This window comes from Candidatus Leptofilum sp., assembly GCF_965223285.1.
In the GTDB taxonomy this organism is placed as follows: Bacteria; Chloroflexota; Anaerolineae; order Promineifilales; family Promineifilaceae; genus Leptofilum.
In genome coordinates this window covers 6,234,718-6,259,152 of the sequence record NZ_OZ244997.1, presented here as the reverse complement: position 1 = coordinate 6,259,152, position 24,435 = coordinate 6,234,718, and the positions used below count along the sequence as shown (strand labels likewise).

At 51.9% G+C, this 24,435-nt stretch carries 24 protein-coding genes, 1 pseudogene and 1 other annotated feature (1 of these 26 only partly in view); of the genes and pseudogenes, 5 read left to right on the top strand and 20 right to left on the bottom strand.

Going from position 1 to position 24,435, the window contains the following annotated elements:
- Nucleotides 1–95: 95 nt before the first annotated feature.
- The 4 genes from ACOQPU_RS28025 to ACOQPU_RS28010 form a co-directional block, all read right to left on the bottom strand.
- Nucleotides 96–974, bottom strand: coding sequence for a carbohydrate ABC transporter permease (locus ACOQPU_RS28025; protein WP_420643123.1), 879 nt, complete (start codon nt 972–974; stop codon nt 96–98).
- Nucleotides 971–2,341: an ABC transporter permease subunit gene (locus ACOQPU_RS28020; RefSeq protein ID WP_420643122.1), complete on the bottom strand. Its 1,371-nt coding sequence runs from the start codon at nt 2,339–2,341 to the stop codon at nt 971–973. Before ACOQPU_RS28020 ends, ACOQPU_RS28025 begins: the two co-directional genes overlap by 4 nt.
- Before the next feature lie 175 nt (nt 2,342–2,516).
- A complete protein-coding gene (locus tag ACOQPU_RS28015) occupies nt 2,517–5,135 on the bottom strand; it encodes an extracellular solute-binding protein (protein WP_420643121.1) in 2,619 nt (872 codons plus the stop codon).
- 71 nt (nt 5,136–5,206) lie between these two features.
- Nucleotides 5,207–6,238 (bottom strand): LacI family DNA-binding transcriptional regulator, encoded by a 1,032-nt coding sequence (locus ACOQPU_RS28010; protein ID WP_420643120.1) that lies wholly within the window; start codon nt 6,236–6,238, stop codon nt 5,207–5,209.
- Between the two features lie 42 nt (nt 6,239–6,280).
- Between ACOQPU_RS28010 and ACOQPU_RS28005 the strand changes: the two genes are divergently transcribed.
- The gene (locus ACOQPU_RS28005) at nt 6,281–6,403 is read left to right on the top strand and encodes a hypothetical protein (RefSeq protein ID WP_420643119.1); all 123 of its coding nucleotides are present in this window, start codon (nt 6,281–6,283) and stop codon (nt 6,401–6,403) included.
- A 192-nt stretch (nt 6,404–6,595) separates the two neighbouring features.
- On the opposite strand, the pseudogene ACOQPU_RS28000 reads toward ACOQPU_RS28005, so the two are convergent.
- From ACOQPU_RS28000 to ACOQPU_RS27985, 4 genes and pseudogenes are all read right to left on the bottom strand, one after another.
- Nucleotides 6,596–6,922: pseudogene (locus tag ACOQPU_RS28000) on the bottom strand (peroxiredoxin family protein); the annotation flags it as partial.
- A 12-nt stretch (nt 6,923–6,934) separates the two neighbouring features.
- A complete protein-coding gene (locus ACOQPU_RS27995; protein ID WP_420643118.1) occupies nt 6,935–7,066 on the bottom strand; it encodes a peroxiredoxin family protein in 132 nt (43 codons plus the stop codon).
- Between the two features lie 22 nt (nt 7,067–7,088).
- Complete coding sequence (locus ACOQPU_RS27990; RefSeq protein WP_420643117.1) at nt 7,089–7,424, bottom strand: hypothetical protein; 336 nt, start codon at nt 7,422–7,424, stop codon at nt 7,089–7,091.
- A gap of 74 nt (nt 7,425–7,498) precedes the next feature.
- On the bottom strand, nt 7,499–8,302 hold the full coding sequence (locus ACOQPU_RS27985) for a J domain-containing protein (RefSeq protein WP_420643116.1): 804 nt from the start codon (nt 8,300–8,302) through the stop codon (nt 7,499–7,501).
- 183 nt (nt 8,303–8,485) lie between these two features.
- Here ACOQPU_RS27985 and ACOQPU_RS27980 point away from each other — a divergent pair, with 183 nt between their 5' ends.
- Complete coding sequence (locus ACOQPU_RS27980; RefSeq protein WP_420643115.1) at nt 8,486–10,336, top strand: DUF5939 domain-containing protein; 1,851 nt, start codon at nt 8,486–8,488, stop codon at nt 10,334–10,336.
- A 105-nt stretch (nt 10,337–10,441) separates the two neighbouring features.
- The gene (locus ACOQPU_RS27975) at nt 10,442–11,857 is read left to right on the top strand and encodes a DinB family protein (RefSeq protein WP_420643114.1); all 1,416 of its coding nucleotides are present in this window, start codon (nt 10,442–10,444) and stop codon (nt 11,855–11,857) included.
- 280 nt (nt 11,858–12,137) lie between these two features.
- Here ACOQPU_RS27975 and ACOQPU_RS27970 read toward each other — a convergent pair whose 3' ends face one another.
- The 7 genes from ACOQPU_RS27970 to ACOQPU_RS27940 all read right to left on the bottom strand — a co-directional run bounded on the left by ACOQPU_RS27970 (nt 12,138) and on the right by ACOQPU_RS27940 (nt 18,209).
- Entirely contained in the window at nt 12,138–12,839 is a 702-nt protein-coding gene (locus tag ACOQPU_RS27970) for a hypothetical protein (RefSeq protein WP_420643113.1), read from the bottom strand.
- Complete coding sequence (locus tag ACOQPU_RS27965) at nt 12,742–13,581, bottom strand: hypothetical protein (RefSeq protein ID WP_420643112.1); 840 nt, start codon at nt 13,579–13,581, stop codon at nt 12,742–12,744. The genes ACOQPU_RS27970 and ACOQPU_RS27965 overlap by 98 nt, the downstream gene beginning before the upstream one ends.
- Nucleotides 13,582–13,715: 134 nt before the next feature.
- Entirely contained in the window at nt 13,716–14,216 is a 501-nt protein-coding gene (locus tag ACOQPU_RS27960; protein WP_420643111.1) for a biotin/lipoyl-containing protein, read from the bottom strand.
- Entirely contained in the window at nt 14,216–15,571 is a 1,356-nt protein-coding gene (locus tag ACOQPU_RS27955) for an NfeD family protein (RefSeq protein WP_420643110.1), read from the bottom strand. Before ACOQPU_RS27955 ends, ACOQPU_RS27960 begins: the two co-directional genes overlap by 1 nt.
- A gap of 31 nt (nt 15,572–15,602) precedes the next feature.
- Nucleotides 15,603–16,370, bottom strand: coding sequence for a GNAT family N-acetyltransferase (locus ACOQPU_RS27950; RefSeq protein WP_420630702.1), 768 nt, complete (start codon nt 16,368–16,370; stop codon nt 15,603–15,605).
- Between the two features lie 109 nt (nt 16,371–16,479).
- Complete coding sequence (locus ACOQPU_RS27945) at nt 16,480–16,956, bottom strand: NUDIX domain-containing protein (protein WP_420630703.1); 477 nt, start codon at nt 16,954–16,956, stop codon at nt 16,480–16,482.
- Nucleotides 16,953–18,209, bottom strand: a complete 1,257-nt coding sequence (locus ACOQPU_RS27940; protein ID WP_420630704.1) for an ATP-binding protein — start codon at nt 18,207–18,209, stop codon at nt 16,953–16,955. The genes ACOQPU_RS27945 and ACOQPU_RS27940 overlap by 4 nt, the downstream gene beginning before the upstream one ends.
- A gap of 184 nt (nt 18,210–18,393) precedes the next feature.
- Here ACOQPU_RS27940 and hemW point away from each other — a divergent pair, with 184 nt between their 5' ends.
- Both hemW and mobA read left to right on the top strand, forming a co-directional pair.
- On the top strand, nt 18,394–19,566 hold the full coding sequence (hemW, locus tag ACOQPU_RS27935; protein ID WP_420643109.1) for a radical SAM family heme chaperone HemW: 1,173 nt from the start codon (nt 18,394–18,396) through the stop codon (nt 19,564–19,566).
- A 92-nt stretch (nt 19,567–19,658) separates the two neighbouring features.
- Nucleotides 19,659–20,258 (top strand): molybdenum cofactor guanylyltransferase, encoded by a 600-nt coding sequence (mobA, locus tag ACOQPU_RS27930; protein ID WP_420643108.1) that lies wholly within the window; start codon nt 19,659–19,661, stop codon nt 20,256–20,258.
- A gap of 42 nt (nt 20,259–20,300) precedes the next feature.
- Here mobA and folD read toward each other — a convergent pair whose 3' ends face one another.
- The 5 genes from folD to ACOQPU_RS27905 form a co-directional block, all read right to left on the bottom strand.
- Complete coding sequence (folD, locus tag ACOQPU_RS27925; RefSeq protein WP_420643107.1) at nt 20,301–21,185, bottom strand: bifunctional methylenetetrahydrofolate dehydrogenase/methenyltetrahydrofolate cyclohydrolase FolD; 885 nt, start codon at nt 21,183–21,185, stop codon at nt 20,301–20,303.
- 166 nt (nt 21,186–21,351) lie between these two features.
- On the bottom strand, nt 21,352–21,549 hold the full coding sequence (locus ACOQPU_RS27920; protein ID WP_420643106.1) for a hypothetical protein: 198 nt from the start codon (nt 21,547–21,549) through the stop codon (nt 21,352–21,354).
- 70 nt (nt 21,550–21,619) lie between these two features.
- Nucleotides 21,620–22,066, bottom strand: a complete 447-nt coding sequence (locus tag ACOQPU_RS27915; RefSeq protein ID WP_420643105.1) for a response regulator — start codon at nt 22,064–22,066, stop codon at nt 21,620–21,622.
- A gap of 392 nt (nt 22,067–22,458) precedes the next feature.
- Entirely contained in the window at nt 22,459–23,304 is an 846-nt protein-coding gene (locus tag ACOQPU_RS27910; RefSeq protein WP_420643104.1) for an MBL fold metallo-hydrolase, read from the bottom strand.
- 164 nt (nt 23,305–23,468) lie between these two features.
- Nucleotides 23,469–23,879 carry a response regulator transcription factor gene (locus tag ACOQPU_RS27905; protein ID WP_420630711.1) on the bottom strand — a complete coding sequence of 137 codons (411 nt, stop codon included), beginning with the start codon at nt 23,877–23,879 and terminating at the stop codon, nt 23,469–23,471.
- A gap of 258 nt (nt 23,880–24,137) precedes the next feature.
- Nucleotides 24,138–24,435 (top strand) — a binding site (T-box leader) (it continues 25 nt past the right edge of the window).

The window sequence follows — 24,435 nt, the reverse complement described above, 5'->3', positions numbered from 1 at the left end:
GTGGCCGGTGTCAGCGCATGTTTGCGCAACCGGGCGACCCAGTCTAGAGGGCACCTTATCGGAACTGAGAGGCGGCCGCAGCGCTTGTACTTTTACTATTTGGTTACTTGCCCCCACATGTTGAACAAGTAGCGTCGGATGAAAAACATAAAGATCAATGCTGGAATGAGCATAAAGAAGCCCCCGGCAAACTGGTATGCTTCGGATGAGTTTGTGAGTGAAAACAGAATTTGTGCTGGCAGCGTACGATTTTGCAGCGTTAGAATGCTGGCAGCAAATACCTCATTCCAAGAGAGTACAAAGGTGAAAACGGCCGAAGCCGCAATGCCTGGCAGTACAAGGGGCAAGACCACATACCGGAATGCCTGCCAGGATGTGCAGCCAAACACCATGGCCGCTTCCTCCAGTTCGTAAGGGATACTGGCAAATACACTGCCAATCACCAGAATGGTGGTAGGCAACGCCAGCGCCGTGTGCATCAGGGCCAAGCTGTAAATGCTGTCGAAAACACCAACCTGGATGTATAACACCGCCAGAGGAATCGACAATACCACAATGGGAAAGGCTCGAACGGCCAGAATGGACAACCGGAAGAAGTTGCGCCCAGGGAAGATGTAGCGTGAAATGGCATACCCGGCTGGTGCGGCAATAACTGTTGAAAGCAGCAAGGTTATAACCGCCACAATGACGCTGTTGAGCAGCCCTGGAAGTATCCCTTCTGAGTTCAAAAAGAACTGCATCGTGTCGAGCGAGAAGGGAATGAATGGTAGGACACCTTTAGGATAGGCACGAACGGCATCCTGGGTGGTAAAGGCCATGGAAAAGATGAAGTAGATCGGTACCAATATCCACAGCGACATGAGGATGGCGATGACGTACGTTGACGCGCGATTAAATTTTTGTCGCCGAATTTGGCGTTGCTGGATGGCCAGAACCTCTGGGGAAACGGCCGTATCTAAAACTTGATTACTCATGCGGCTATCTCCTGCTGCGTACGCACCGCACGCAGATAAAATACTGCACTAATCATTGAGATGGCTAAGATAAACAGGGCATAAGCCGAGGCCACATTGGCATTGCGGAACTCAAAATATTGGCGGTATGTTTCATTGGCCAACACTGTCACCACATCACCCCCGCTGAGGGCAATGACCACCGCAAACACTTGCAGTGCCAAAATTGTGCGCAAGATCAATGCCACCTGCAAACTGGGTTTGAGCAAGGGCAAGATGACGTGGCGCAACCGCTGCCACAGGCCCGCACCAAACAGTTCGGCCGCTTCCAACACCTCGTCAGAAATTGCCTGCAAGCCAGATACAACGATGATCATCACAATGGATGTGGCCCGCCACACTTCTGCCAGCCAGATGGCGGCAATAATCCAGCCGCGCGTATCTGCCGTTAAATACGGCCGTGCCGCGTCAATCAGCCCTAGTCCTTGCAACACACTGTTAAACAAGCCATTTTGGGTAAAGATCGCGAAGAACAAAATACCCACTGCCAGGTCAGATACACCCAACGGAATGGCAAAGATGTACAAGAAAAAGGAGTTGAACTTGAGGCGTGCCTGAATCACCAAAGCCATGACGATAGCCAAAATAAACTGAGTGGGGATGATAATCACCATCAGCAACAGCGTGGTTCGTACCGCAGGGCCAAAAAAGCGGTCATTCCACATCTTCTCAAAGAAGCCCAGCGTAAATTCACCCGTCGTGCCGCGATCAACGCGACCACTCACTTCATCTCCGAACACCTGGATGAAACGAGAAGGTGCCCAGCCTTCGAGCGTTTGCCCATCTACATCTCCACTAATCTGGTACCAAACTTCAAGCGTAGCTGTCTCTGCAATTTGCATTTCGGTGCTGGCTTCAACTTTGCCAACTTCGGCCGCATTTTCGCTCGGTTCTGCATAAATTGTTGTTAACGGATCGGCATTGCTCCCCAAGCGTCGCCGAACAGTACCCATTAATGGTGTGCCATCCTCCGCTTCTTCCCGCACCCGAAGGCGGGTTTCTGGCACCCAGCCAGAAATAGCATTGCCGTCAGCATCCTCGCCGGTTACGTTAAACCACAGCTCGGTTAGCAAATTTGTCTCATCGCCAAGCGTATCTGTGAGCAAGTTGCCTTGCTGTCCCAAGATTTCTATCTGGGTTCCTTGGCGAATGCGCCCAGCTTCCGCGCTTTCCAAATTGGCTTCGGCCCGCAGCGGCAATACCGCCTCATTATCCCAAATGGATAACCCCAGGGCCTGTACCATCGGATACGCAAAAAACAGTGCCAAATAAACCAGCGACGGCAATATCAACCAATACGGTGCTAGATTGCGCTTTTTCTTTTTCATAAGAGTCGCCTTTATAGTGCAAACCTTAAGCAAGCATGTTGCTTTTTCAGAACAGCTTCTTTGGTTTGCATAAGGTAATTTGAGTGTTCAAATTACGTTTTGAATGAATGCTTTTCTTCTTCCCAATAAGAAGGTGGGAGGTGCCCTCAGGACACCTCCCACCACGGTTAAAAACTTACTCGTTTACTTGGCAAGGCCCGTCACTCGCTGGATCAGGTGCCCAGCAAGGTGCGCCCGTTTCGTTCATCAGAGCTTGGAGATTGTTCCCTTCCTCTTGGAGGACGGTTGCAATATCTTCACCATCCAAAACGATGCGGTCGAAGGCGTTACGGAAGATTTGGTTAATCTCACCACCCCGTTCGCCCAAGCCAACTGGCAGCAATGCCGGTAACGCATCTGCTGCAGTTGCCTGTGCATTCACGGCACCTGCTTCAATCTCAACACCAACCGGCAGATTCGAGGTGTCTACACCGTCTACAACGGGGAAGAAACCAAGATCGTTCAGAACAGCCCCTTGCACGTCAGGACGCGTCAGGAACTCAATTAACGCTGCTGCGCCTTCTGGGTCTGGCGCGTCGGCCGGAATACCCAAGCCAACGATGACGGGCATAAAGCCACGCCCTGCGGGGCCTGCCGGGGCGGGGAAGGCAATGAAGTTGTCCGGTTCAGCGTTGAAAGCATCAATCAGACGCGCTGTGTGATCAAATGCCACCCAAACATCGCCAGACAACAGCGGTTCTTGCATGAAGTCGTAGTTGATAGATTCCGGGTTAATTGTTGGCCACAGTGAGTCACGTGCCCAGGCCATCATATCAACGGCCGCATCACTGCGGAACTCAGACACCATGCCGCCGGTGAATGAGGGAAACAAATACCCTTCCAGGAAGCGGTGGAACAAACCCGCATGGGGCAGACCACATTTTTGTTCACCTGTTTCATCCACGATGTTTTGGCACCATTGACCAAACTGTTCCCAAGTAAGTGCGTTCACGTCTGCACCGTCGGGCAAGTAAGCCAATGCCTCTACATTGGCCGCCATGATGTAGGTTGCCTGCATCCAGGGGACGTAGTAAAGGAAGTCATCGGTTCCCAGCAAACCAGCGTCAATGAACGCTGGTGCCAGATCACGACTGTCCAGCAAATCTTCAGCAACGTCGATCATGTTCATCATCGCATCTTCACGGGCCAATGGCGGGAAGGTGCCGTGCAGCGCACCAACCACATCAATTGATCCACTGCCAGCCAGAATTTGGTCAATCAGCGGGCCTTCTTCGCTTGCGCTGAAGTCATAACCCCCTTCGCCCAGGATAGCGCGAAATGCTTCTTGTTCTTCAACCGGGCTGAACTGGGTAGAAATGAAGGTTACATCACTGGCAACAGCTGTGTCACCATCATCTGTTGTTGGCTCAACGGCGGTTGCCATTTCACCCGCTTCGTTTACCTGGCAAGGGCCATCGCCTGCCGGATCAGGTGCCCAGCAAGGCGCGCCTGTTTCATTCATCAAGGCTTGAAGGTTGTCCCCTTCTTCTGTCATCACAGAGCCGATGTCTTCACCGTTCAAAACGATGCGGTCAAAGGCATTGCGGAAAATCTGGTTAATTTCGCCGCCACGGTCGCCCAAACCGACCGGCAAGAGGGCAGGTAGTGCGTCTGGTGCATTGGCCTGTGCAGCAACAGCACCCGCTTCAATTTCTACACCAACAGGCAGATTAGAGGTGTCTACGCCATCGACCACGGGGAAGAAGCCCAGGTCTCGCAAGACAGCTCCCTGTACGTCTGGCCGGGTCAGGAACTCGATGAGCTCTGCACCTGCTTCAGGGTTGGGCGCATCGGCCGGAATACCGAGGCCAACAATGACGGGCATGAACCCACGACCCTTGGGACCTGCCGGGGCAGGGAAGGCAATGAAGTTATCTGGTTCTGCATTGAAGGCATCAATTAAGCGTGCCGTGTGATCAAAAGCAACCATGACCTCACCAGAGAGCAGCGGCTCTTGCATGAAGTCATAATTGATCGATTGTGGATTGATGGTGGGCCATAAGGTGTCCCGTGCCCAAGCCATCATGTCCATGGCTTCTTGGCTACGGAAGTTGCTTACCATGCCACCCGTGAATGACGGGAAGAGATATCCTTCCAGGAAGCGATGGAACAAGCCAGCATGGGGCAGGCCGCAGCCCTGGTTCCCTGTCTCGTCTAGAATGTTTTGGCACCATTGACCAAACTGTTCCCAAGTGATGGCATTGACATCGACACCATCAGGCAAATATTGCAAGGCATCGGTATGAGCTGCCATAATGTAGGTTGCCTGCATCCAGGGGATGTAGTAAAGGAAGTCATCTGTGCCGAGCAGCCCAGTGTCGATGAAAGCCTGAGCCAAATCACGATCGCCAGAAAGGTCATCGGCGATGTCGGCCATATTTATCATTGCATCTTCACGAGCCAGCGGTGGGAAAGTGCCGTGTAGCGCACCAACAACATCCACAGAGGCACTGCCAGCAAGTACCTGGTCAATCAGGGGGCCTTCTTCGCTGGCAGAGAAGTCAAAACCGCCTTCGGCAAGAATAGCACGGAAACTTTCTTGCTCCTCAACTGGGCTGAACTGCGTAGAAACGAAGAGCGCATCGCCCATCGCCTCATCGGCCGGTTCTTCTGCATCTTCTGCATCAGTGGTTGTGTCTGTGCTTTCTGTTGTGGTGTCTGTTTCGTCTGTTGGGGTTTCGGCATCGTCACCACCACAGGCTACGACGAAAAATGCCAAAACGAATAGTAGAAAGAATATCCTGAGATTTTTCATTTTTCTCCTCCTTTGAAGGAAATATTTCAGGTTTTTGTGGGTCAATAGCTTTTAACTGATTTACTTTCTCTTTATTCACCTCCTTTAATCGTTGGAACCCCCGTCGATTTACGAATAATGATTGAAGGTTTTATGATGACCTGTTTTTGTTCAATGGGTTTTCCATCTATTTGGTTAAGAAGCATTTGGGCAACAAGGGAACCCATTTTGGATGCGGGTTGGTGAACTGTGGTGAGTGCGGGATTGGCATATTCAGATAGGAGAATATCGTCGAATCCGGTAACGCTAATATCTTGCCCAACCCGTAGGCCACGTTCTTGAACAGCACGCATGGCACCTAACGCTAAGAGATCGTTGCAGGCGACAAGCGCGGTTGGCAGTTCAGCGCGATCCAGAAGCAAGTTAGCAGCCTGACGGCCGGAGCGTTGGCGAAAGTGTGTTTCGACGACGAGGGTGGGGTCGAAAGGGATGTTGTGTGCCGCCAAGCCTTCGATGAACCCTTCTACCCGGTGCTGCGACTTTGTGAGATTGGTTGGTTCAGCAATACAGGCTAGCCGGGTATGCCCTAGTTCAACAAGATGGTCAACAACCTGCCGAACGCCGTAACGGCCGTCTTCATCCACAAGGTGAAAATCATTGTCATCCTCTGTTTGGCCAAAGGCAACAAAGGGAACGTCATGTTCTCGTAGCAGATCAATGCGGGCATCCTGGCGTTGCGTACGCACAACAATGAAGCCATCAAAGCGTCGGCTGCGCAGATGTTTTAGATACGTGTTGCGTTCATCCTCAGAATCTGTGGAAGAAATGTTGAGGTCGTAACCAAACTGGGCAATGTATTCCACAATGCCAGATAAAAATTCGCTGAAAAATGGGTCGGAGAAACGCAAGGTGTTGGCTGAGGGCAGGATGAGGGCGAGCGTGTCGGTCCGCTGTTTTTGCAGGTTACGGGCGGTGATATTGGGTTCATATCCCATCTCGGCGGCAACGCGCTGAACCATTTCTCGCGTTTTGGGGCTTATATCCTCAAAACCAGCCAAGGCGCGTGAAACTGTAGGGACAGATTTACCGACGCGCTGAGAAATATCTTTCAAGGTAACAGGCATTGATGATTCCTGAGTTGAATTGATATTTAGTAAATAGCTAAGATGAAAGTAAGATTATTCTCTTCCCAAAAACCGTACTCGGCGATGAAGGTGTGGGTGTGGCTCCCGACAGGGTGGAAGCCGTTTGGTGCGGCCGTTTTAGAAAAAGCACACAATCATTTCTAAAACGTTTTAGTAATGTTACCAATATAGTCTAAAACGTTTTAGATGTCAAGAAACAAATTTTGCAGGAAGGCAGCAAGATGCATTGTTTTTGCTTATGGATGGCAGAAGATGGCTTGCGTTTGGGGAGGGTGAAGGGGGTGATTACGGCCGTTTCTTATCAAAATGTACTGGTGAAGAAACGGCCGTAACGCACTACTCGCTGCTGAGTGAATCAATCAAATCCAGCATCTCTGTGTTTGAGGGAATATCTTGCATGTTGTGGCCGTAATGGACAAAGCGAGCAACGCCAGCTTTGTCTACCAACACCTGGGCAGGCATCCGGCCAAATTTGAAGATTTTAATCTGCTGCCCGTACAGTTTCAACACAGAATGTTTGGGATCGGGCAGGCCGGTAAACGGCAAATTGTGTTCGCCAAAGTAATTGGCAAACTTCTGTTGATTTTCGGGGCCGAGGACGAGGACGGCCGTATCCCGCGCGACAAATTCTTCATAATCTTGACGCAACTGCGCCATATGCTTTTGGCAGAACGGTCACATAAAGCCCCGGTTAAAGACCAGCAGCACATGCTGCTTCCCCTTAAACTGGGACAGGGAAACGTCATTCCCTTCATAATCTGCCAGCGTAAAATCGGGTGCTGGCGCATTGAGTTCTACTTGTGCCATGATTCTTTTGGCTCCTTTTATATTAGTTTGGTGGCCAGTCGGCGCCGTCGTAGTAGCGGGTGCCGCGATGTCCCTGGCGCGGGATTGGCTGGGCCAGCCGTTCGCCGGGGCAGGCCACCATGATCAGCGTGCGCGGCTTGCCAGAATTTGGATTGGTGGCCCCGCCAATCAGCTCTTTGATTTGGCAGCGGCCAACCAGTTGGTCATTAAAAATGGTGTAAACATAGTCGCCGACGTTGAGTTTGGACGGCTTGCCCGCCATGTGGAACTCAAATTCCTCCAGGCTGCCATCGTACAAACTGTCTACGCCTGCCTGGCCTCGCTTGGCCGGTATGGTTTTGGTAATGCCAAAGCTCATATTTTCCTCCGAATGAGTTGATAGTGGTTGGTGGTTAGTAGCTGGTTATGCGTGAAACCACTAGCCACCAGCCACTATTCCCTATTTTCAAACTGCGCCAGTTGGGCTTGCAAATCAAGCAAATCAACACGCGTGCGCTTAATTATGCGCTGTAAATCTCGCTTGACGGCTTCCCACCAGCTTTTGCCTTCTGCCTCAAGTAGCTGTGCTTTGCGCCACAGCTTGGCCACATTGTCTTGACGCAGGGTGCGGTACTGCTGCTGCACCTTCCGCTGCCGCCGCTGAATTTTTAGTAGCTGCTCGCGCATCTTGCGTACGTGCAAGTTGCCGATGGTTTCCAGTTCGGCAACGGCCGTTGGGTCCAGTTCCCCCGCCAAATTGTGCAATGCCTCAACATCCTGCTGCTCGTAGGCGATGTTGACGGAGGACATGATTGCCGTCATGTAAGCCCGTTCGGCGGTGCCTGCGGCCAAATCGGGATGAAAGCGACGGGCTAATTCCCGATAGAGCCGCTTGGCTGCTTCCCGTTCTTGCTGTGGCGTGGCCAGCTCTGGCAGGGCAATCTCAGCGAACGCCACCGTTTGGTCTGCAGCCTCGGCATCTGGTGCAAATGGATCGGCCGTGTCATCCAACGGATCGGCTTCTTGCTGATGCAGTTTTAGCTCTGTAAGGTAGCTTTCTCGCTCCGCCCGCAATGAGAGCGTTTCATCAATCAGGTCGCCCAATTTGAGGCGGCACTGCATCCGAAAGGCGTTGACGGCCGCTTGCTCTTGCGCTAGCTTAGCTTCCGCCTCGACCAACTGCTGCCGCGCTTCATCCACATTGGCTTGCATTTGCTGCCGCTGGGGGATGGATTCGGCCATAATTGCTCTTTTCATCACAAACAAGTATATGCCAATTGCACAGGTGCTTCAATGTAGAGAAACCTTACAAGTTCCTTAATTTTGAATCTGCTAGGTGTGATTTCCCTGCCTGGAAGCGTCCGGAAATTGGACGGGACGTACCATTTTTAATTGAACTCTTCACACACTGACCTGGTATTTACCTTTATACTAAAAATTATGAGTGAACGTACTAAGCAAGACGGCCGTTTCTATTATCGTTGGGAATGGCAGCTCCAATCCACCCCAGAAGCATTTTGGCCCTTTTTTGCCGATACCAACCGACTCAACCGGGACACAGGCATTTTCCCCGTTGATGAAATGCTGCCACAGCCAGAAGATGCTGGCACCGGGCGGCGCCGGCTGCGCTTTCAGCTACCAATGCCCATTGGCTGGGTCGAAGAGCCGTTTGAATGGGTAGCACCATACCAATACGGTGTAATGCGCTATTACCAAAACGGTCCCCTGCGGACGATGGAGGTTTTGGCGACCATTACGCCCAAACCCGGTGGTGGCTCAACCTTGCTGTATGAAACATGGCTCGAACCCAGGAATGTCATTGGCAAGCTGGCTGCGCCAGTTGCGTTGGGCATCATTGCCCCTCGTCGTTTTGGTAAAGCGGTTGCCCAGTACGACGCGATTGCTGCCATTGACGCGCCACCTTCGTTGTTGAAACGGCCGTCTCGTTTGGTGCCTGGTGCCGAAGGCCGCATGAACAGCATGGCCGAGCAGCTTTTGGCACAAGGCGTGGACAAGCCGTTGCTCGATTTGCTGCTGCGCGAAATTAAAGAAGGGGATGATTTGCTGCTGGCCCATTTACGGCCGTATGCCCTGGCTGACCAATGGAACGTGCCGCGCCGCGACGTGCTGGAATTGGCACTGATGGCTACTCGCGCGGGCCTACTCGATTTCCAATGGGAACTGCTTTGCCCCATGTGTCGCGGCGCGGCAGACCGGGTGCATAACCATCTGGCAGATTTGGAAACCAACGCCCACTGCGCCACCTGCAATATCGACTTCAAGGCCGACGATGAACATGCCATCGAGCTAACCTTTGCCCCCAATCCTTCTATTCGCCCCGTGGAGCGCACTGAATTTTGCGTAGCCGGGCCGCAGCAAACGCCCCACATTGCCGTGCAGCAACTGCTGCTCCCAGGTGCGACGCGCACCGTCCAGCCCAAGCTAAGAGCAGGCCGCTATCGAATACGCACCGCAGAGTTGCCGCGCAGCCAGCAAATTGCCGTTACTGGTGCAGGCGAGGCTGAGCTGACGATTGATATTTCCCCGAACGGCTGGGCGCAAGGCGTGGCAGCTATACAGCCTGGCGCGGCCATCACTCTGCGCAACCAAACCGAGGCCACCCAACTTTTCATTTTGGAAGAGATGGCGTGGAGCGACCAGGCGGTTACCGCCGCCGAAGTGATTAGTTTGCAATGCTTCCGGGATTTGTTTGCCCAAGAAGCACTTGATCCGGGGCAGCAATTTGACGTCGGCAGCCTGACGGTGTTATTTACCGATTTGCGCGATTCCACCCGCCTCTACCGGGAAATTGGGGATGCGCCCGCCTTTGGCCTGGTGCGCAACCATTTTGACGTGCTGCACGATGCCATCGCCGAAGAAGAGGGCGCGATTGTGAAAACGATTGGGGATGCGGTGATGGCCGTCTTCCGCCGCCCGATTTCGGCAGTGCGGGCCATCGTGAAGTCCCAGGCAATTTTAGCGAATCCAGAGAATGGGGAACGGCCGTTGCAGCTCAAGGCAGCCATTCATGCGGGACACTCCATCGCCGTCACGCTCAACGAGCGGCTCGACTATTTTGGTACCAACATCAATATTGCCGCCCGCCTGGAAAAATTCTCTCGGGGCAACGATCTCATTCTCTCCGATTTTATCTACTGCGATCCCGAAGTGCAGGCACTCATCCAAGACCCCAACGCGCCGATGGACGTACGGCCGTTTGAAGCACAGCTCAAAGGATTCGACGACGAACGCTTCAACCTTTGGCGCATCGTACCTAACCAGCAGCTATAATCTTTTCTCATAACCCTCTGTGCTCTCTGTGGCAAAAACAGATTGCCAAGACGCGCGTTTCCTCGTATGCTACCTGTAGTTTTAGTTTCGTCTCAGGAGCACACGATGGCAAAAACAGAACCCTTAACCCAAGCACAATTTGATTCGATGGTGGCACAGCTTGCAGCCCAGCGAGAGACGCTGCTGGGGCTGGTACGGCCGTTATCCAACACCATGCGCAACTGGAAGCCCCACGACAGCCAGTGGAACATCCACGAAATTTTGCTGCATATTGGCAGCAGCGAATGTAGGCTGGTGTCTCGCTTGGGCAAATATATCCCTGCCCCCAGCGAAGTGACCCTCATCCGCTTTTTGAACCAATCCCGCCAGGCAGTGCTGGCACGGCTAGGCCAGTTGGATAAACAAGAAAGAAACCAGGAATTTGCCGATGGCTGGACGGCCGTTCGCGTCCTCGAAGAACTGCTAACCCATGAGCAAGCCCACGTGACCCAAATTGAAGACATCCTGGCGCAGTGGCGGCTGCATCTGCTGGCACGATTAGCCGCTGAGCGAGCCAGCTTGTTCAACGCGCTGCTGGGTCTCTCGGCGGCACAGCTAACCACCGCCGAGCCGCTGCCCGGTATGACGATCAAAGATTTGCTGGTGCATCTGGCTTTTTGGGATGGCTTTCACACAAACCGGATGCAAATGGTGGCGGACGGCCGTCTCCACGAAATCATGGAAATCGGCGACGATGCCGACATGGACGCCTTCAACGCCAAGCTGCTGGCTGAAAACAAGCAGATACCGCTAGAGCAAGCCATTGCCATGCTGCAAAAAGAGCGCGGCGGTTTTATGCAGCTGCTCAAGCGGCTAGACGACAAAACGCTGCAAAGCCAAATCCGGCTGCCCTGGGGCTGGCGCACCCACATGCGCGTCTGGGCCAGATGGCGCTACCTGCACGATATGGATCACACACAGCAAATTCGAGGGTGGCGCGAGACGCTGCCGCCAGAAGAGAAGCGATCCAACGGCCCTGCCTACCTGCTTCGCGCCCTGCTGCGAGCCTGCCGCAAAGAGTTTGCCGCCCTGCTGCCCCTGCTGCCAGAAGATGAGTGGAACAGCCGCCCGGTGTGTGGCGTCTGGACGATGAAGGATTTAGTCGGCCACCTCACCGCCTGGGCAGAAGTGGGCCTCGACGGATTACAGCAAGCCGCCGCTGGAACAGTTCCCGAATTTGCTCCCATCCCTGACTTTGAAGCGTGGAACCTGAACGAAGCTGCCAAACGTGCGGACCACGACTGGGAAACAATTTGGGAAGCGTACGAAGCTGTTTACGATGCGCTCCGTTCTGGCCTAGGTGAATTATTAACAGAAGATCAGCTTGCCTTTGAATTCAAAACACCGTGGGGAGCACAGGTGAGCCTGTTCCGCTGGCTCACCATCTGGCCCCTCCACGAGCGCGAACACGCCGTAGACGTGCGCCACGCCCTCACCCTCACCCGCTGGCCCAAACGCCTAATTGAGCATCCCCAACGATAGGCACGGTACGCGAACCGCCCCCTGCTGCGGGCGGGTCTTCTAAATCGCGGGCTGTGGCCTGTCTCCTGACAGTGCCACTTTCTTAGCCTACTTTCGGTTGATGTAGCGGACAAAATTTGCCCACAGGCGGTACGGCGAGACGCCGACCGCAGCCGGAGAAGATGGAGTGCTGGTTCAGGATTGATTTAGAGCAGGGAAAAAAGTAAACGGCCGTTCCCCATCAAATCTAAAATCGGAAACGGCCGTTCTTAACCCAAATTATTCAGTTTGCAGCAAAACCCTATGGCTCTATCGCCAACCCATCAATATCTGCGCTGCTGAGGCCGTTGGCTGCCCCATCCCAGAAGAGGGTGTAGGTGGAGCTCGTGTCGTCGCCCAGCGTGCCAGGGGTGCAAACAAAGATAGTGGTCGCGTCGTCGCTGGCTCCGGTCACGCTAACGGCTTCGTTGAAGCCGCTGATGGTTGTGTTTTTGATGAGGACTTGACCTGCGCCTGCTGGGCGAACGGCCGTTGTGCTACCGCAGTTAGCCGAGCAAGTCAGATTCAGATTCAAAATCGTCATGTTGCCGATGCTTTGCGGCGAGATGAGGCGGCTGTTGGCACCACCCGTCCAGTTCAGCGTACCGCCATCCCCGTACAGCACCACGCTATTGATGCCCGCCCGATCTGAAATGAGCGGGGCAGAGATGTTGTGCGTGCCCATAATCGTAATCGAATCACCATCGTTGACGTTATCCAGCGCCGTTTGCACATCCGTAAAATCACAGCCTACGGCACACACTGTCCACGGCTCTTTGAGTGCTTCCAAAAAGTCTAGAATGCGCTCGGCATTGTTTTCGCCAGCCACCACGTCTAGCGTGCCCAGCAGTTGCCCGGCAGGCGAATTAGTGAACTCGGTGCCCGAGTAAAAGGTGATGGCGCGGCGCAGATCGAGCCGGGTGTGGTTTGTGGAAGTATGGCCCGGTGATGAAATCAGAGCCAAAGAGAGCCATCGTGCTGTAGGTGCGCTGGCTAATGCCGTTGATGTCCGGGTCTTCTGGCGGCATGCCGTCCAGCGCATTGACTGGAATTTCATCGGTACCGGTGTTAAATTTGGCGTTCACTCCTTCGGGAATCCCCGCAATTGTGCCGTCCGAGGTGGCGAGTACGGGGCCAGAGTGGCATTTGGAGCATTGGGCATCGGTAAAGAAGATGTCGCGCCCTTCTAGTTGATCATCGGTAATGGCAAAGCGGTCTAAATCATAATTGCCGTCGGCCGGAATGCGAATGGTGAACTGGAAGGCCTCTAGCGCATCTAATTCAGCCTGCGTTGGCGAGCGGAAATCTATGCCGGGGCGTCTCAACAGGCTGCGTGGGGTGTGCTGCACAATCGCGCCTTCAGAGAAATCGCCCAAATCGGCAATCTCAGAACTCCAGCCATACGGTGCAGATTCAGCAATGTTGAACAGATGGGGTGAAGCGCGAAATACTTCTATTTGGTCGAAGCCGTCAATGTTTTCCAGGATGAGGGCACGGCCGTCTGGGAAGCTAATGGTGTTGGCCGAGGGGCCGTGGATCATTGTGAAGTTTTCCAGCCCATTGGCACTGCCGTTCACCGGGTTCGGGCCAGCTAAATCGCCAGCGGTGAAGGAGACAAAGGTGGCGCTGTTGCCGTTGGCATCGGTGATGGTGCCAGAGAGGTCAGAGCCGCCATAAATCAGAAAGGTGTCGCCCGTGCCAGCCAAAACGGTGGACTTTTGAAAAAAACCTGCATAAGCGGGTCAGGAGAGTCAATCAAAGTGTAGGATGAAACACAACAGGAAGATGTGTAGTGGTTAATGAGGAAAAAGGGGCGAGTTTAACGAGCGTCTGTGCCCGTCTAGACTTCATCTAGGGCGATGAGGGGAATACCTGCTTGAACTGATTCCCCTTTTGTGCAGTGGAGGGCGGTCACAACGCCACTGTACGGTGCCTGGATGGGGATGATCATTTTCATGGATTCCAGCAGGATGAGCTTGTCACCTTCCTGCACCTGGTCACCTTCGCTGACTAAAATGTCAGCGACGACGGCGGGGATGGTGGCGGAGAGGGAGGCGTCGTGGCTGGCTCCACCGCCGCCTCGGGGCAGAACGCGCTCATATTTGTGGGTACGGCCGTTCAACCAAATCATCCGACGCGTACCCTCTTTATGGCCAACCAGCCGCCACTGCTGGCGTGTGCCATCTGACAAGGTGCGTTCCAGCAGGATGCCGTCTTCATTTTGGGCGACAAGTTGAAAAACGGCCGTTTTGCCATCCACTTCCACCCGGATTTCTGACCCCTGGCGGCTAGCGTTGACGGTTTTTTCATTGCTGTTTTGGCGAAGAATAAATTCGGTCATCAGGTAGGCTGCTCCAAGACGGCCGTTTCGGCAACGGGCTCAACCTGAACTTTCATGCCTTGTATCTGGCTAATGCGCACTTCGTCACCAAATTGCACGGGCTGGCTGGCCATTGCCTGCCAAATTTCCCCTTTTAGCATGATGGTGCCACGATACAGGGAACCGTCCGCATCGAAGGTGTCGCGGGCGGTGCCCACTTGCCCCACCATGCCTTGCGAACCAGTTAACGGTTGTCGCCTTTGGGCGCGGATGGCAAAGGTGAGAATGAAGACGAAGAAAGCGGCCGTGCCGATGGCGATGGCAATGGCAGCAGGAATGGATAAGCGCACAAACTCCGGCGTACCAGAGTTGAACAGGACCAGCAGTCCAGCAATGAGGGTAACGGTGCCAGTCACGGCCAAGGCGCCGTTGGTGGGCGTCGTCACTTCCAGAGCGAGCAGCACAAAGGCTAAGAGAATTAGCCCCATGCCCAGCCAGTTGACGGGTAGTTGGCCTAACCCGTACAGGCCAATTCCTAAAAAGAGAACGCCGATGAAGCCAGCCACCCAGCCACCTGGATTAGAAATCTCGATGATGATCGCCTGTAGGCCAATGGCCATCAATATGGAGACGAGGGCTGGGTTGGTGAGTGCCAGCAGCAAATTCTCGATGAAGGTGAGGGGAATAGCCGTTTGACTAGCAGTTGCCGTGTTCAAAATTAGTTCTTCACCGTTGACGATGACGGTACGGCCGTTCAACTGCGCCAGCAACTCTTCCGGTGAGTCGGCAATGGCATCAATAAAGCCAGCGTCCAGCGCCTCCTGGTCGCTCACCGCCCGCGCCTCCTCTATCATCGCTTCGGCCAAAGCGACGGCTTCCGGCCCACGCCGCTCCGTCAGACCCCGCATCATCGCTTTCATGTCTTCCACCACTTTGCGGAACGCGGTATCGCCAATGTCAGAGCCATCTGAGTTGATGGGAGAAGCCGCACCGATAACCGTTTCGGGAGCCATGCCTGCGGCGTGAGCAGCGGCCGTAAGTACTGCCCCTGCCGAGGCTGCCTGTGCCCCACGCGGCCCGATGTACATGATGATCGGAATCTCCGAAGCGCGGAAAAGCTGCACAATCTCACTTGTAATGATTACATCGCCACCGGGCGTGTCCATGATGATCAGCACGAAATCTGCCCCAGATTCAACCGCGTCTTCTAGCCCCCGCTCAAAATAAGTGTGCATTACCCCAAAAACGGGCCCATCAAATTCCAGCACCGCGACTTCACTATTTTGAGCCAATGCAACATTGACCTGCCAAAAACACATAGTGAAAAGAGAAAGAAATGCCAAAATCGATAAGTAGTAAGAATATCGTTTATTCATAAAAGTACTCAACAGTTCACAACAACGATAGCTAAAAAGTTACGCGCAATAGCCGTGTTTGTGAATACATGCCGGCACGTTCCAAAGTTTTCTTGGACAAGTGATTGTAATACCAACAGCCTGCTATTGGTTGCAAACCTTGCTGGTGGCACGCATTAATGAGCAGAGTGACGATAGCCGTTCCAGCACCTTTTTTGCGGAATCGTTCAATGACAAACATGCCAAGGCTGGCTGTTTTGTCTAGCAAATTGCTTTTTTCTAAAAAGCCAAAACCAACACATGCTCCATTTAACTGTACCAAAAATAGCTCCTGACTTTGAATATGCTTGGGAATGTCGCCAAAAAAATCGCCTGAACCGTCTTTGATTAGCGCGACGTCTTGCTCTTTTGCTAAAGTTAGTTTGTAGTCGGTGGGCTTGTGCTCGTTTGCAGATGGTGTGGCAAAGAAATAGGCATGCCTGTTCAACTGTTGGTATTCATCTAACGCATGCGATAGAAAGAATTCATCACAAGTGGGCACAAACGCAGCTTGCACCTCTTCTAGCTTCTTGATTTTGGCGAAAATGTCTTGCCCATAATGCCGAAATGTTGGCAGCAGTGAGTATTGGGTAACGAGGCTACCTTTATGAATTGATGTAAACCCAGCATATTCCCCTGACAGAAAAATTTGGTAATGTGCTGATTCCAGAATATGACCTTCAAAAAAAGAATCAACAGCCGAAGGCAAAGAAATAAGATGCTGCTTTAGAGCATCGCTAACAGTATTAAAGTCGCTTGGCCTAAAAGAAATCTTCAACATTTATTTTTTTCATTGCAAAGAGTTCAGAACGGGGAAAGAATCTGTTCCAAGCTCATCAGCTCTTAGCGTTTATTTTTGGATAGATTAAGTCGTCATGCTGCTTAAAGGTTCATGAAATTTTTTGATTTTCTAAATAAGCGACCTGACCATGATCATACTGCTGCCAGGCTGCCAAGACACGTGTTTTTAATGAACTTGTCATGGCTTTCGGCAAATCATCGCAGCTGAAAAAGGCGAATTCGCTTAATTCTGCGGCTGGCAGCTTAATTTCATTGATTTCCGTATCGTGAAGCACACCCCCATCAAAAACAAACATTAAGGATTCCGTTTTGGGGCCGACCCGGCTGCTGTAGTCAATGACCAACAGTGCTCCAGGTACCCGGTTTAGCCCAAGCTCCTCGAACACCTCACGTTGGCAACATTGTTTTGGCGATTCGTTTTCTTCTACCACGCCGCCAGGAATTTCCCAGCCAGGTTTGTATGTTGGTTTTACCAGAAGAACTTCTTGCTTTTCGTTAAAGAATAAGCAGCCTGCGCCCATTCGCTTTTTTGGTAGCGTGTCGTAGAAATCGGGATTGGCGGTCATAGCAGTCCGGTTGGGGGGAGTTCCAAACGCAGAGCGATGATAAATTCGCTGCCTTCCTTGTTGCTGCTTTCGGCCCAGATACGGCCGTCGTGCAGTTCCACTAGCTCTTTGGCAATAGAAAGCCCTAGCCCCATCCCCTCGTGCTGGCGGCGCAGGGGGGATTCCACCTGGTAAAATCGCTTGAAGATGCGCTCTAACTGGTCTTCTGGCACGCCAATGCCGCTGTCTTTGATGCGGAACCACGCTTCGCGCCCCTGGCGTTCTACCTTGATTTCAATGCGCCCACTCCTTGGCGTAAATTTGACGGCGTTGTTGAGCAGGTTGCCAATGATCACTTCCATCACGTCTTCGTCTACCACCACAAGCAGCTTGTCATTTGGCAGGTTAACATGAACGGTCTGCTCTTTAGCAACGGCCGTTTCGTCTCGTTCCAGGTTCATATTGCGAACCAATGTTATCAGGTCTGCCCGCGTGCGCGTGAGTGAGGTTGTGCCAGCATCCACATAGCGCAAATTGAGCATATCTTGGATGAGGGTGCGTAAGTGAACGGCCGCTTGCAACACATTGTCGAACTGCGCCGTCATTTCTGGCCCGGCCTCGTCTCGTAAAAAGGAAACGTAGCCCAAAATGACAGACAGCGGGGTGCGAAGCTCATGCGAGGCGATGGCGATGAAGTCCGTTTTTAGCTGATCCAGCTCGTTGAGTTCGGCATTGGCCTGCTGTAGCTCGGTGAACAGGCGGGCTTGCTCCACTGCCACCCCCGCAATATCGGCCAAAATTGAGAGCGTTTCAAAATCCTGCACAGAAAAATCGCCCCCGCCTCGTTTATTAAGCGCTTCCAGCACGCCCATCGGTTCCTGCCCTACATTGTGCATGGGCACGCCCAAAATGGAGCGCGTGCGGAAGGCAATCGCGTCATCCACATTTTGGTTCCAGCGTGGATCTTTCGACACATCTTTAATGTACATGGGCTTATTCTGGGTGAGAATGGCCCCGGCGATGGAGTCATCTAGCGACACCGCCATGTCTGCCATCTCTGGCGGTACTTCATTGGACGATGCCTTAAAGTGAAGCTGCTGTGTTTTGGGGTCCAGCAACAAAATGGAGGCGGCTTCAGCCTGTGTGAGTTCGGCGGCTTCGGAGATGATACGCGAGAGAAGATGACTTAAATTGGTGGTGGCATTAAGTACGCGGCTGATCTCAACCAGGCGAGCCATTCGTTCGGCGTTTAATTTGGGACGCTGTGTTTTCATAATATTTCCTTCCGCAAGGGATGAAGATTACAGCCTGTTTCTCCAGTTGTCTTTGTGGATATGATACGGTATGCTGAGTGCTTAGACAAGCGGGGGGAGGGGAGATTGGAGACTGGAGAGTGGAGATTACCAATCTCTAATCTCCAGCCCCTAATCTCCCAAAAATTGAGAGAAAACGAACAATATGACTGCAACCAGTATCAGCCTCTACCTGCATATTCCCTTTTGCAAACATCGCTGTGCGTATTGCGATTTCAACACGTACACCAGTCTACTGGACTTGCGCGAGGCGTATGCTGAAGGGTTGGTGACGGAACTGGCGCAGGTAGCGGCTGAGACACGACGACCAGCGCACACGATCTTTTTTGGCGGCGGTACACCTTCGGTCATGTCGCCTGTGGCTTTAGGGCGCATTTTGGACGGGGTGCGAGCCAATTTTGCGTTGGCGGCTGATGCTGAAGTGACGATGGAGGCGAATCCAGGAACGGTGGATTTGGATTATCTGACGGCCGTTCGCCAGGCAGGCATCAACCGGCTGAGTTTTGGCGTGCAAAGCGTGATTCCATCTGAACTGGCCCTGCTTGAACGCGAACATGATTTTGCGACGGTGGTCGAGGCCGCCCAGATGGCACGGCAAGTTGGGTTCGATAACTTCAATTTGGACTTGATCTATGGCGTACCGGGACAAACGCTAAAAAGCTGGGAACACAGCCTCCGGGCCGTGCTGGATTTAGCCCCGGCACATCTGAGCCTTTACTGCCTCACCATTGAGCCAGGCACACCGATGCAGCGTTGGTTGCAAAACGGCCGTATCCAACCCCCGGACCCCGATCTTGCCGCCGACCAGTACGAACTGGCTTGCGCATTGTTGGCTAAACATGGCTACGACCATTACGAAATTTCTAATTGGGCCAAGCCGGGGCTGGCTTGCGAACACAACCTGACCTACTGGCGCAACGGGGACTATTTGGGGTTGGGTGCTGGGGCGCATGGCCATGCCGCCGGGGTGCGCTACCAGATTGTGAAGCAGCCGCGTGTGTACCTGCGCCGTCTGGAAGAAACGTCTGCGCTAAGATATCCGCTATCAACGGCCGTTGCTGCCAGCCATTCAGTCAGCCGCGCCGAAGCGATTTCAGACACGATGATGACCCAGCTGCGTTTGCTGAACGAAGGATTGGATTTGGCAGCGTTTGAGGCAAAGTTTGGCCGATCCGTCGCCGAAATTTACGATGGGACGTTGGAGCAGATGATAGATTGGAAGTTGGTGACGGTGGCAAACGGCCGACTTCGCCTAACGCAACAAGGGTGGTTTTTGAGCAACCAGGTCTTTTACCGATTCATGTTAGACGATACATAACCTGTAGGGGAGAGGCAGGTGGGACAACCCTATGCAAAGCAATTCAACCCGATACCGCCTGCCTCTCCCATTTGTTGAAACGGGATGATTAAATGACAAGTGGATTAACTGTAGCAATTATGGCCGGGGGCAAAAGCAGCCGGATGGGAACAGACAAGTCGTTTGTGCTGTTTGAGGGGCGACCCATGATAGAGGTTGTCATAGAGACCGTAGCTGGTTTAGGCGATGAAACCCTGCTCATCATTAACAAGCCGAACGATTACCGCCATCTCAACCTGCCAATGGTGTCTGATATTTATCCAGATCGTGGGCCGCTGGGGGGAATTTATACGGCCGTCCACGCCGCCACGTACCCCCACACCCTCGTCGTTGCCTGCGACATGCCCTGGATCAATCGCTCACTGCTAGAATACATGATCACCCTGCGGGAAACGGCCGATGTTATCGTGCCGCGCTGGGAGAAGTTCCCAGAGCCACTCCATGCCATCTACAGCAAAGCGTGTTTGCCCGCCATCGAGGACAAGCTCAAAGAAAAGCGTCTAAAAATTACCGGATTTTTTGGTCAGGTGAACGTGCGATTTGTAGAGCGGGGAGAGATTGAGCAGTTTGATGCGAACGGCCGTTCCTTCGCCAACATCAACTCGCCAGAGGACTTAGAGGGAGCCAGTGATCAGTTTTCAGTAAATCAGTAGGTCAGTGTCTTGTGACTGACCTACTAATTACCGACCTACTAATTACTGTTTTGCTACTGCAATTTCCGCTGCACGGAATGTATTTCTCATTAACATAGCAATGGTCATCGGGCCGACGCCGCCGGGGACAGGGGTAATCGCGCCAGCCACCTCGGCCGCGCTGTCGTATTCCACGTCGCCTACCAGTCGGTAGCCACGTTCCCGCGTATCGTCATCTACGCGATTGATGCCTACGTCAATGACAGCCACGCCCGGCTTCAGCATATTCCCCTTGATCATTTCTGCCCAGCCAATGGCTGCCACCACAATATCCGCCCGCTTGAGATGTTCATTCAAATCTTTGGTGCGGCTGTGGCAAATAGTGACGGTGGCATTTGCTTTTTGCAGCAGCATGGCCATTGGCAGCCCCACAATGTTAGACCGCCCCACAATGACCGCCTCGGCACCACTGGTATCCACGCCAGCATCTGCCAACAGCTCCATACAGCCAGCGGGCGTGCAGGGAATAAACAGTGGGTCGCGCCCTTTCATGGCCAAACGGCCGATATTCACGGGATGAAAGCCGTCAACATCTTTTTCCAGGTCAATACTGTTAAGAACCGCTTCTTCATCAATATGCTTGGGCAGGGGGAGCTGCACCAAAATGCCGTTGATTTCTGGGTCGGCGTTGAGCTTGGAAACGAGCGATTCTACTTCTTCCTGAGAAGCGTCGGCGGGCAACTTATGCCCCACAGAGCGAATGCCCAGCCGCTCACACATCCGCTGCTTGCTCCGCACATAGGTTGCCGAGGCGGGGTCTTCGCCAACCAGCACAGTTGCCAAGCCGGGTGTGTAATTATGCTTTTCCTTCATTTCGGCCACGGCCGCAGCCACTTCGTCCCGTACTCTGGCGGCAACTTTTTTTCCATCAATGATTTTTGCTGACATATTGAAATCCTTTTGAGTTGGTGGGTAAACGGCCGTTGTCAAAGAGAGGTAGATGGTAAACGGCCGTTTACAGAATAGTGAGAAAACAAAAAAGGCCTCCTAAGATTGGAGACCTTGCCAATTATAAATATCGAAACAACACTGACATCCAACAAAACACGAATAGCTACTTTGGCAGCATCTCAGTGCCTAAAAATTTGTCCAGCCAGATGGCTACAGCACATCCCAACGATAGTGCCGTAAAGAATGTGTAATAGACGCCATACTCTTCTAGCGTTGTGCCAATAAGCTGCACAATGATAACCGTGAGGCCAAAGCCGACCAACAAAGAAACAACGCCAATACCTAATCGCTTTAACAGCATAATTATCTGCCTCCGAAAAATCTTGTGTTTTTTATCACAAAGTAGGCAAATCGGCAACGCGAAAGTGAGTTCAAGTTGCCTCTACCGAGCCAGGATCAGACACATCTTCATCAAATTGAATCAAGGCATCTTGAACGTGCTGAGTCAACTCTTCCGGGGAAATTGGCTTGGTTAAATAGACAGTTGCCCCAGCGCGTAAGCCCTTGTTAATGCTATCCAAATCAGTTTTTGCACTTAACATAATGATGGGTAATTCGGCCGTTACTGCCTCGCTGCGAATCTTTTCACAAACGGTAAAACCGTCCATGCCAGGCATCATCACATCAAGCAAAACGACATCTGGTTGATTTTTACGTACTTTGTCCAAAGCATCATATCCATCTTCTGCTTCAGAAACATGAAAGCCTGCGCGAACAAGCATTAGCCGCAGCAAGGTGCGCGCCATTGGCTCATCATCAACAATGAGCACAGATTGGTGAATGTTGTCGCCGGGTGCGGCTGTGAATTGTCTCGCCAAAATGAATACCTGCGTATCAACCAAACTGTAATTGTGATTGCAGGGCGCACCTGCTATTGGTTGCCTAATTATTGTAAACTATTCTGGTTTTCCGGCAAAGGCATTCAGGCCCAAATTTGAATATATCAATTGCTAAGTAGCCGTTCTGAAATAACTCAGTGGTTTCAAACTAACAGCTACCTTAAGTCCATTCGTCAATTCCACATTTTTTGCGAATGGGCACGAAATATTTAGGCTTTTCTAGCAACAAACTCATGTAACACAGCGTAGATTTCAAAAGTCTCGTATCTCTCTGGCAAATAGCGGAACTACCTGCAAGACTTTTGAAATCTTTTCACTGGAAGTGTGTAAACCAGTAACAAAGTGGTTTTTTCAAGGCAAACGGAGTGGAATCAATCTGGCAGATCCTCTAGAGGCAGTGAAATTGTTAACCCTTCACGCGCTAAAATTGTTTTGGGGAAGACAGTGCGTGCTTGAACCAGAAGATCGTCTAAATCATCATCAGAAAGGTCAGGCGAGTAGTGAAACAGTGCCAGGCATTTGACTCTTGCTTCGATAGCGGCCTGTACAGCCTCTTGCCAGGCCGAATGTCCGTACTCGTTGAACTTCTTCCGCTCCTCGATAGTGGAAAAATGAGAATCGTGTACTAGAAGATCTGCTCCCTCTGCCAGGCGCAAAAGGTTTGGATCGAAACCATCATCATAATGCGTGACATCGCTGCAATAAACAAATACATGCCCATTGTCTTCAATGCGAAAACCAAGGCAGCCACCGGGATGGTTAAGATCAGACGCTGTTACCCGGGTGTTATCCCCAATGATGATGGTTTCACCATCCTGAATTTCTTTTACGATGAGATCCGCAGGCAAAGATTTATAGGCAAAGGGTAGATACGGTTCGATGAATTGTCCTGCCATTGTTTCTTCTAGCTGTTTGTCAACACGTCGTTTGCCAACGAGCACAAAGCGGTTGTTACGGCCGAATATGGGCGCAAAAAAAGGAAAGCCTTGAATGTGATCCCAATGGGTGTGGCTAATGAGAATGTTGCCGATGATGCGGTCAGGATTGTTTTTTACAAGTGCTTTACCCAAACGTCGAATACCAGACCCGGCATCAATAATAATTAGCTGTTGGTCAGATGTTCTTAACTCGACACACGAGGTATTGCCGCCGACTCGAATTGTTTCTGGTCCTGGGGTGGGGATTGTGCCCCTGACACCCCAAAATCGTATCTGCAAGATTGCCCCTTTGTTAAGCAAATAATAGATTTTCCTGACGGAATCGGATGGAGTATATCAAAAATTGATAGAGAGCGATATATAGGTCCCGTAAATTTGCAGAATAAAAAAGGCTCACTTGCATGGCAGGTGAGCCTGGTGAAAGCTAAATGTTGGTATTTGAGTTAGGAACTTATTTCCTGCTGAGTTTGCGCTTTGCTGCTGATGACACGTTCAACGCTATCTAAAAGTTCTTGAGGGCCAAACGGTTTGGTGATGTAATCATCAACACGGGCAATATGCAAACCCAAAACGCGGTCAATGCTTTGGGCTTTGGCAGTCACCACAATTACTGGGATGTCACGCATTTCCTCAGAGGCTTTCATCTTTTGGTACACTTCCCAGCCATCCATTTCTGGCATCATGAGATCGAGCAAAACGAGGTCTGGTTGTATTTCACTTATTTTGGACAAGCCTTCGTGTCCACCTACGGCACCGGTGACGTCAAACTTGTTGCGACCCAAAATGAGCTTCACCAGTTCAATCATTTCTAGTTCGTCTTCGATGCAAACTACTTTTTTGGTTTCGTCTGCCATTACAATTTTCCTCAGTTAAGTGTGACTATCTAAAGAGTATCACAAGCAAGATAGGTTGTCTACATATTATTCTTGCTGGCAATGTTACATTTGACCTACCGCATTGCCGTTGCCTGTCTTTGGACAAGGTGCTGCTTGGGCAGTGTACTGGAATCTGTTTTCATGATCCATATGATTTGAGTAAGGGGTTCAGCCTTGTTAGACGATTTTTTGACAGTAAACGGCCGTTTTGGCATAATCTTACTCACTTAAAAACAGAAACAAGCGTTGATGGAGACGAGTAGCTTGGTAAGCTGGTTTAGCGAACCTGAGGTGGTGGAAGTCAGGTCTAGATAAGCAAGTGAAAATCCCTCCGGAGCTTCTGACTGAACGGCAAGTGGTCGGTAAACAGTAATCGGTGATTAGTTGAAACCGAATACCGATTAATGATAACCGATTACCGAAACAAGTAGGCTCAGACGGATTCGGCCCACGTTATCGGGTGTGCAGCCATTCTTAGGTGGTTGGTTGAGTGTCTGGCGTATAATCATACGTTAGGAACTTGGGTGGTACCGCG

Coding starts and splice junctions, on each gene's coding strand:
- ACOQPU_RS28025 (WP_420643123.1), bottom strand. CDS start 974: ATGAGTAATCAAGTTTTAGATACGGCCGTTTCCCCAGAGGTTCTGGCC.
- ACOQPU_RS28020 (WP_420643122.1), bottom strand. CDS start 2,341: ATGAAAAAGAAAAAGCGCAATCTAGCACCGTATTGGTTGATATTGCCG.
- ACOQPU_RS28015 (WP_420643121.1), bottom strand. CDS start 5,135: ATGAAAAATCTCAGGATATTCTTTCTACTATTCGTTTTGGCATTTTTC.
- ACOQPU_RS28010 (WP_420643120.1), bottom strand. CDS start 6,238: ATGCCTGTTACCTTGAAAGATATTTCTCAGCGCGTCGGTAAATCTGTC.
- ACOQPU_RS28005 (WP_420643119.1), top strand. CDS start 6,281: ATGAAAGTAAGATTATTCTCTTCCCAAAAACCGTACTCGGCGATGAAG.
- ACOQPU_RS27995 (WP_420643118.1), bottom strand. CDS start 7,066: ATGGCACAAGTAGAACTCAATGCGCCAGCACCCGATTTTACGCTGGCA.
- ACOQPU_RS27990 (WP_420643117.1), bottom strand. CDS start 7,424: ATGAGCTTTGGCATTACCAAAACCATACCGGCCAAGCGAGGCCAGGCA.
- ACOQPU_RS27985 (WP_420643116.1), bottom strand. CDS start 8,302: ATGAAAAGAGCAATTATGGCCGAATCCATCCCCCAGCGGCAGCAAATG.
- ACOQPU_RS27980 (WP_420643115.1), top strand. CDS start 8,486: ATGAGTGAACGTACTAAGCAAGACGGCCGTTTCTATTATCGTTGGGAA.
- ACOQPU_RS27975 (WP_420643114.1), top strand. CDS start 10,442: ATGGCAAAAACAGAACCCTTAACCCAAGCACAATTTGATTCGATGGTG.
- ACOQPU_RS27960 (WP_420643111.1), bottom strand. CDS start 14,216: ATGACCGAATTTATTCTTCGCCAAAACAGCAATGAAAAAACCGTCAAC.
- ACOQPU_RS27955 (WP_420643110.1), bottom strand. CDS start 15,571: ATGAATAAACGATATTCTTACTACTTATCGATTTTGGCATTTCTTTCT.
- ACOQPU_RS27950 (WP_420630702.1), bottom strand. CDS start 16,370: ATGTTGAAGATTTCTTTTAGGCCAAGCGACTTTAATACTGTTAGCGAT.
- ACOQPU_RS27945 (WP_420630703.1), bottom strand. CDS start 16,956: ATGACCGCCAATCCCGATTTCTACGACACGCTACCAAAAAAGCGAATG.
- ACOQPU_RS27940 (WP_420630704.1), bottom strand. CDS start 18,209: ATGAAAACACAGCGTCCCAAATTAAACGCCGAACGAATGGCTCGCCTG.
- hemW (WP_420643109.1), top strand. CDS start 18,394: ATGACTGCAACCAGTATCAGCCTCTACCTGCATATTCCCTTTTGCAAA.
- mobA (WP_420643108.1), top strand. CDS start 19,659: ATGACAAGTGGATTAACTGTAGCAATTATGGCCGGGGGCAAAAGCAGC.
- folD (WP_420643107.1), bottom strand. CDS start 21,185: ATGTCAGCAAAAATCATTGATGGAAAAAAAGTTGCCGCCAGAGTACGG.
- ACOQPU_RS27920 (WP_420643106.1), bottom strand. CDS start 21,549: ATGCTGTTAAAGCGATTAGGTATTGGCGTTGTTTCTTTGTTGGTCGGC.
- ACOQPU_RS27905 (WP_420630711.1), bottom strand. CDS start 23,879: ATGGCAGACGAAACCAAAAAAGTAGTTTGCATCGAAGACGAACTAGAA.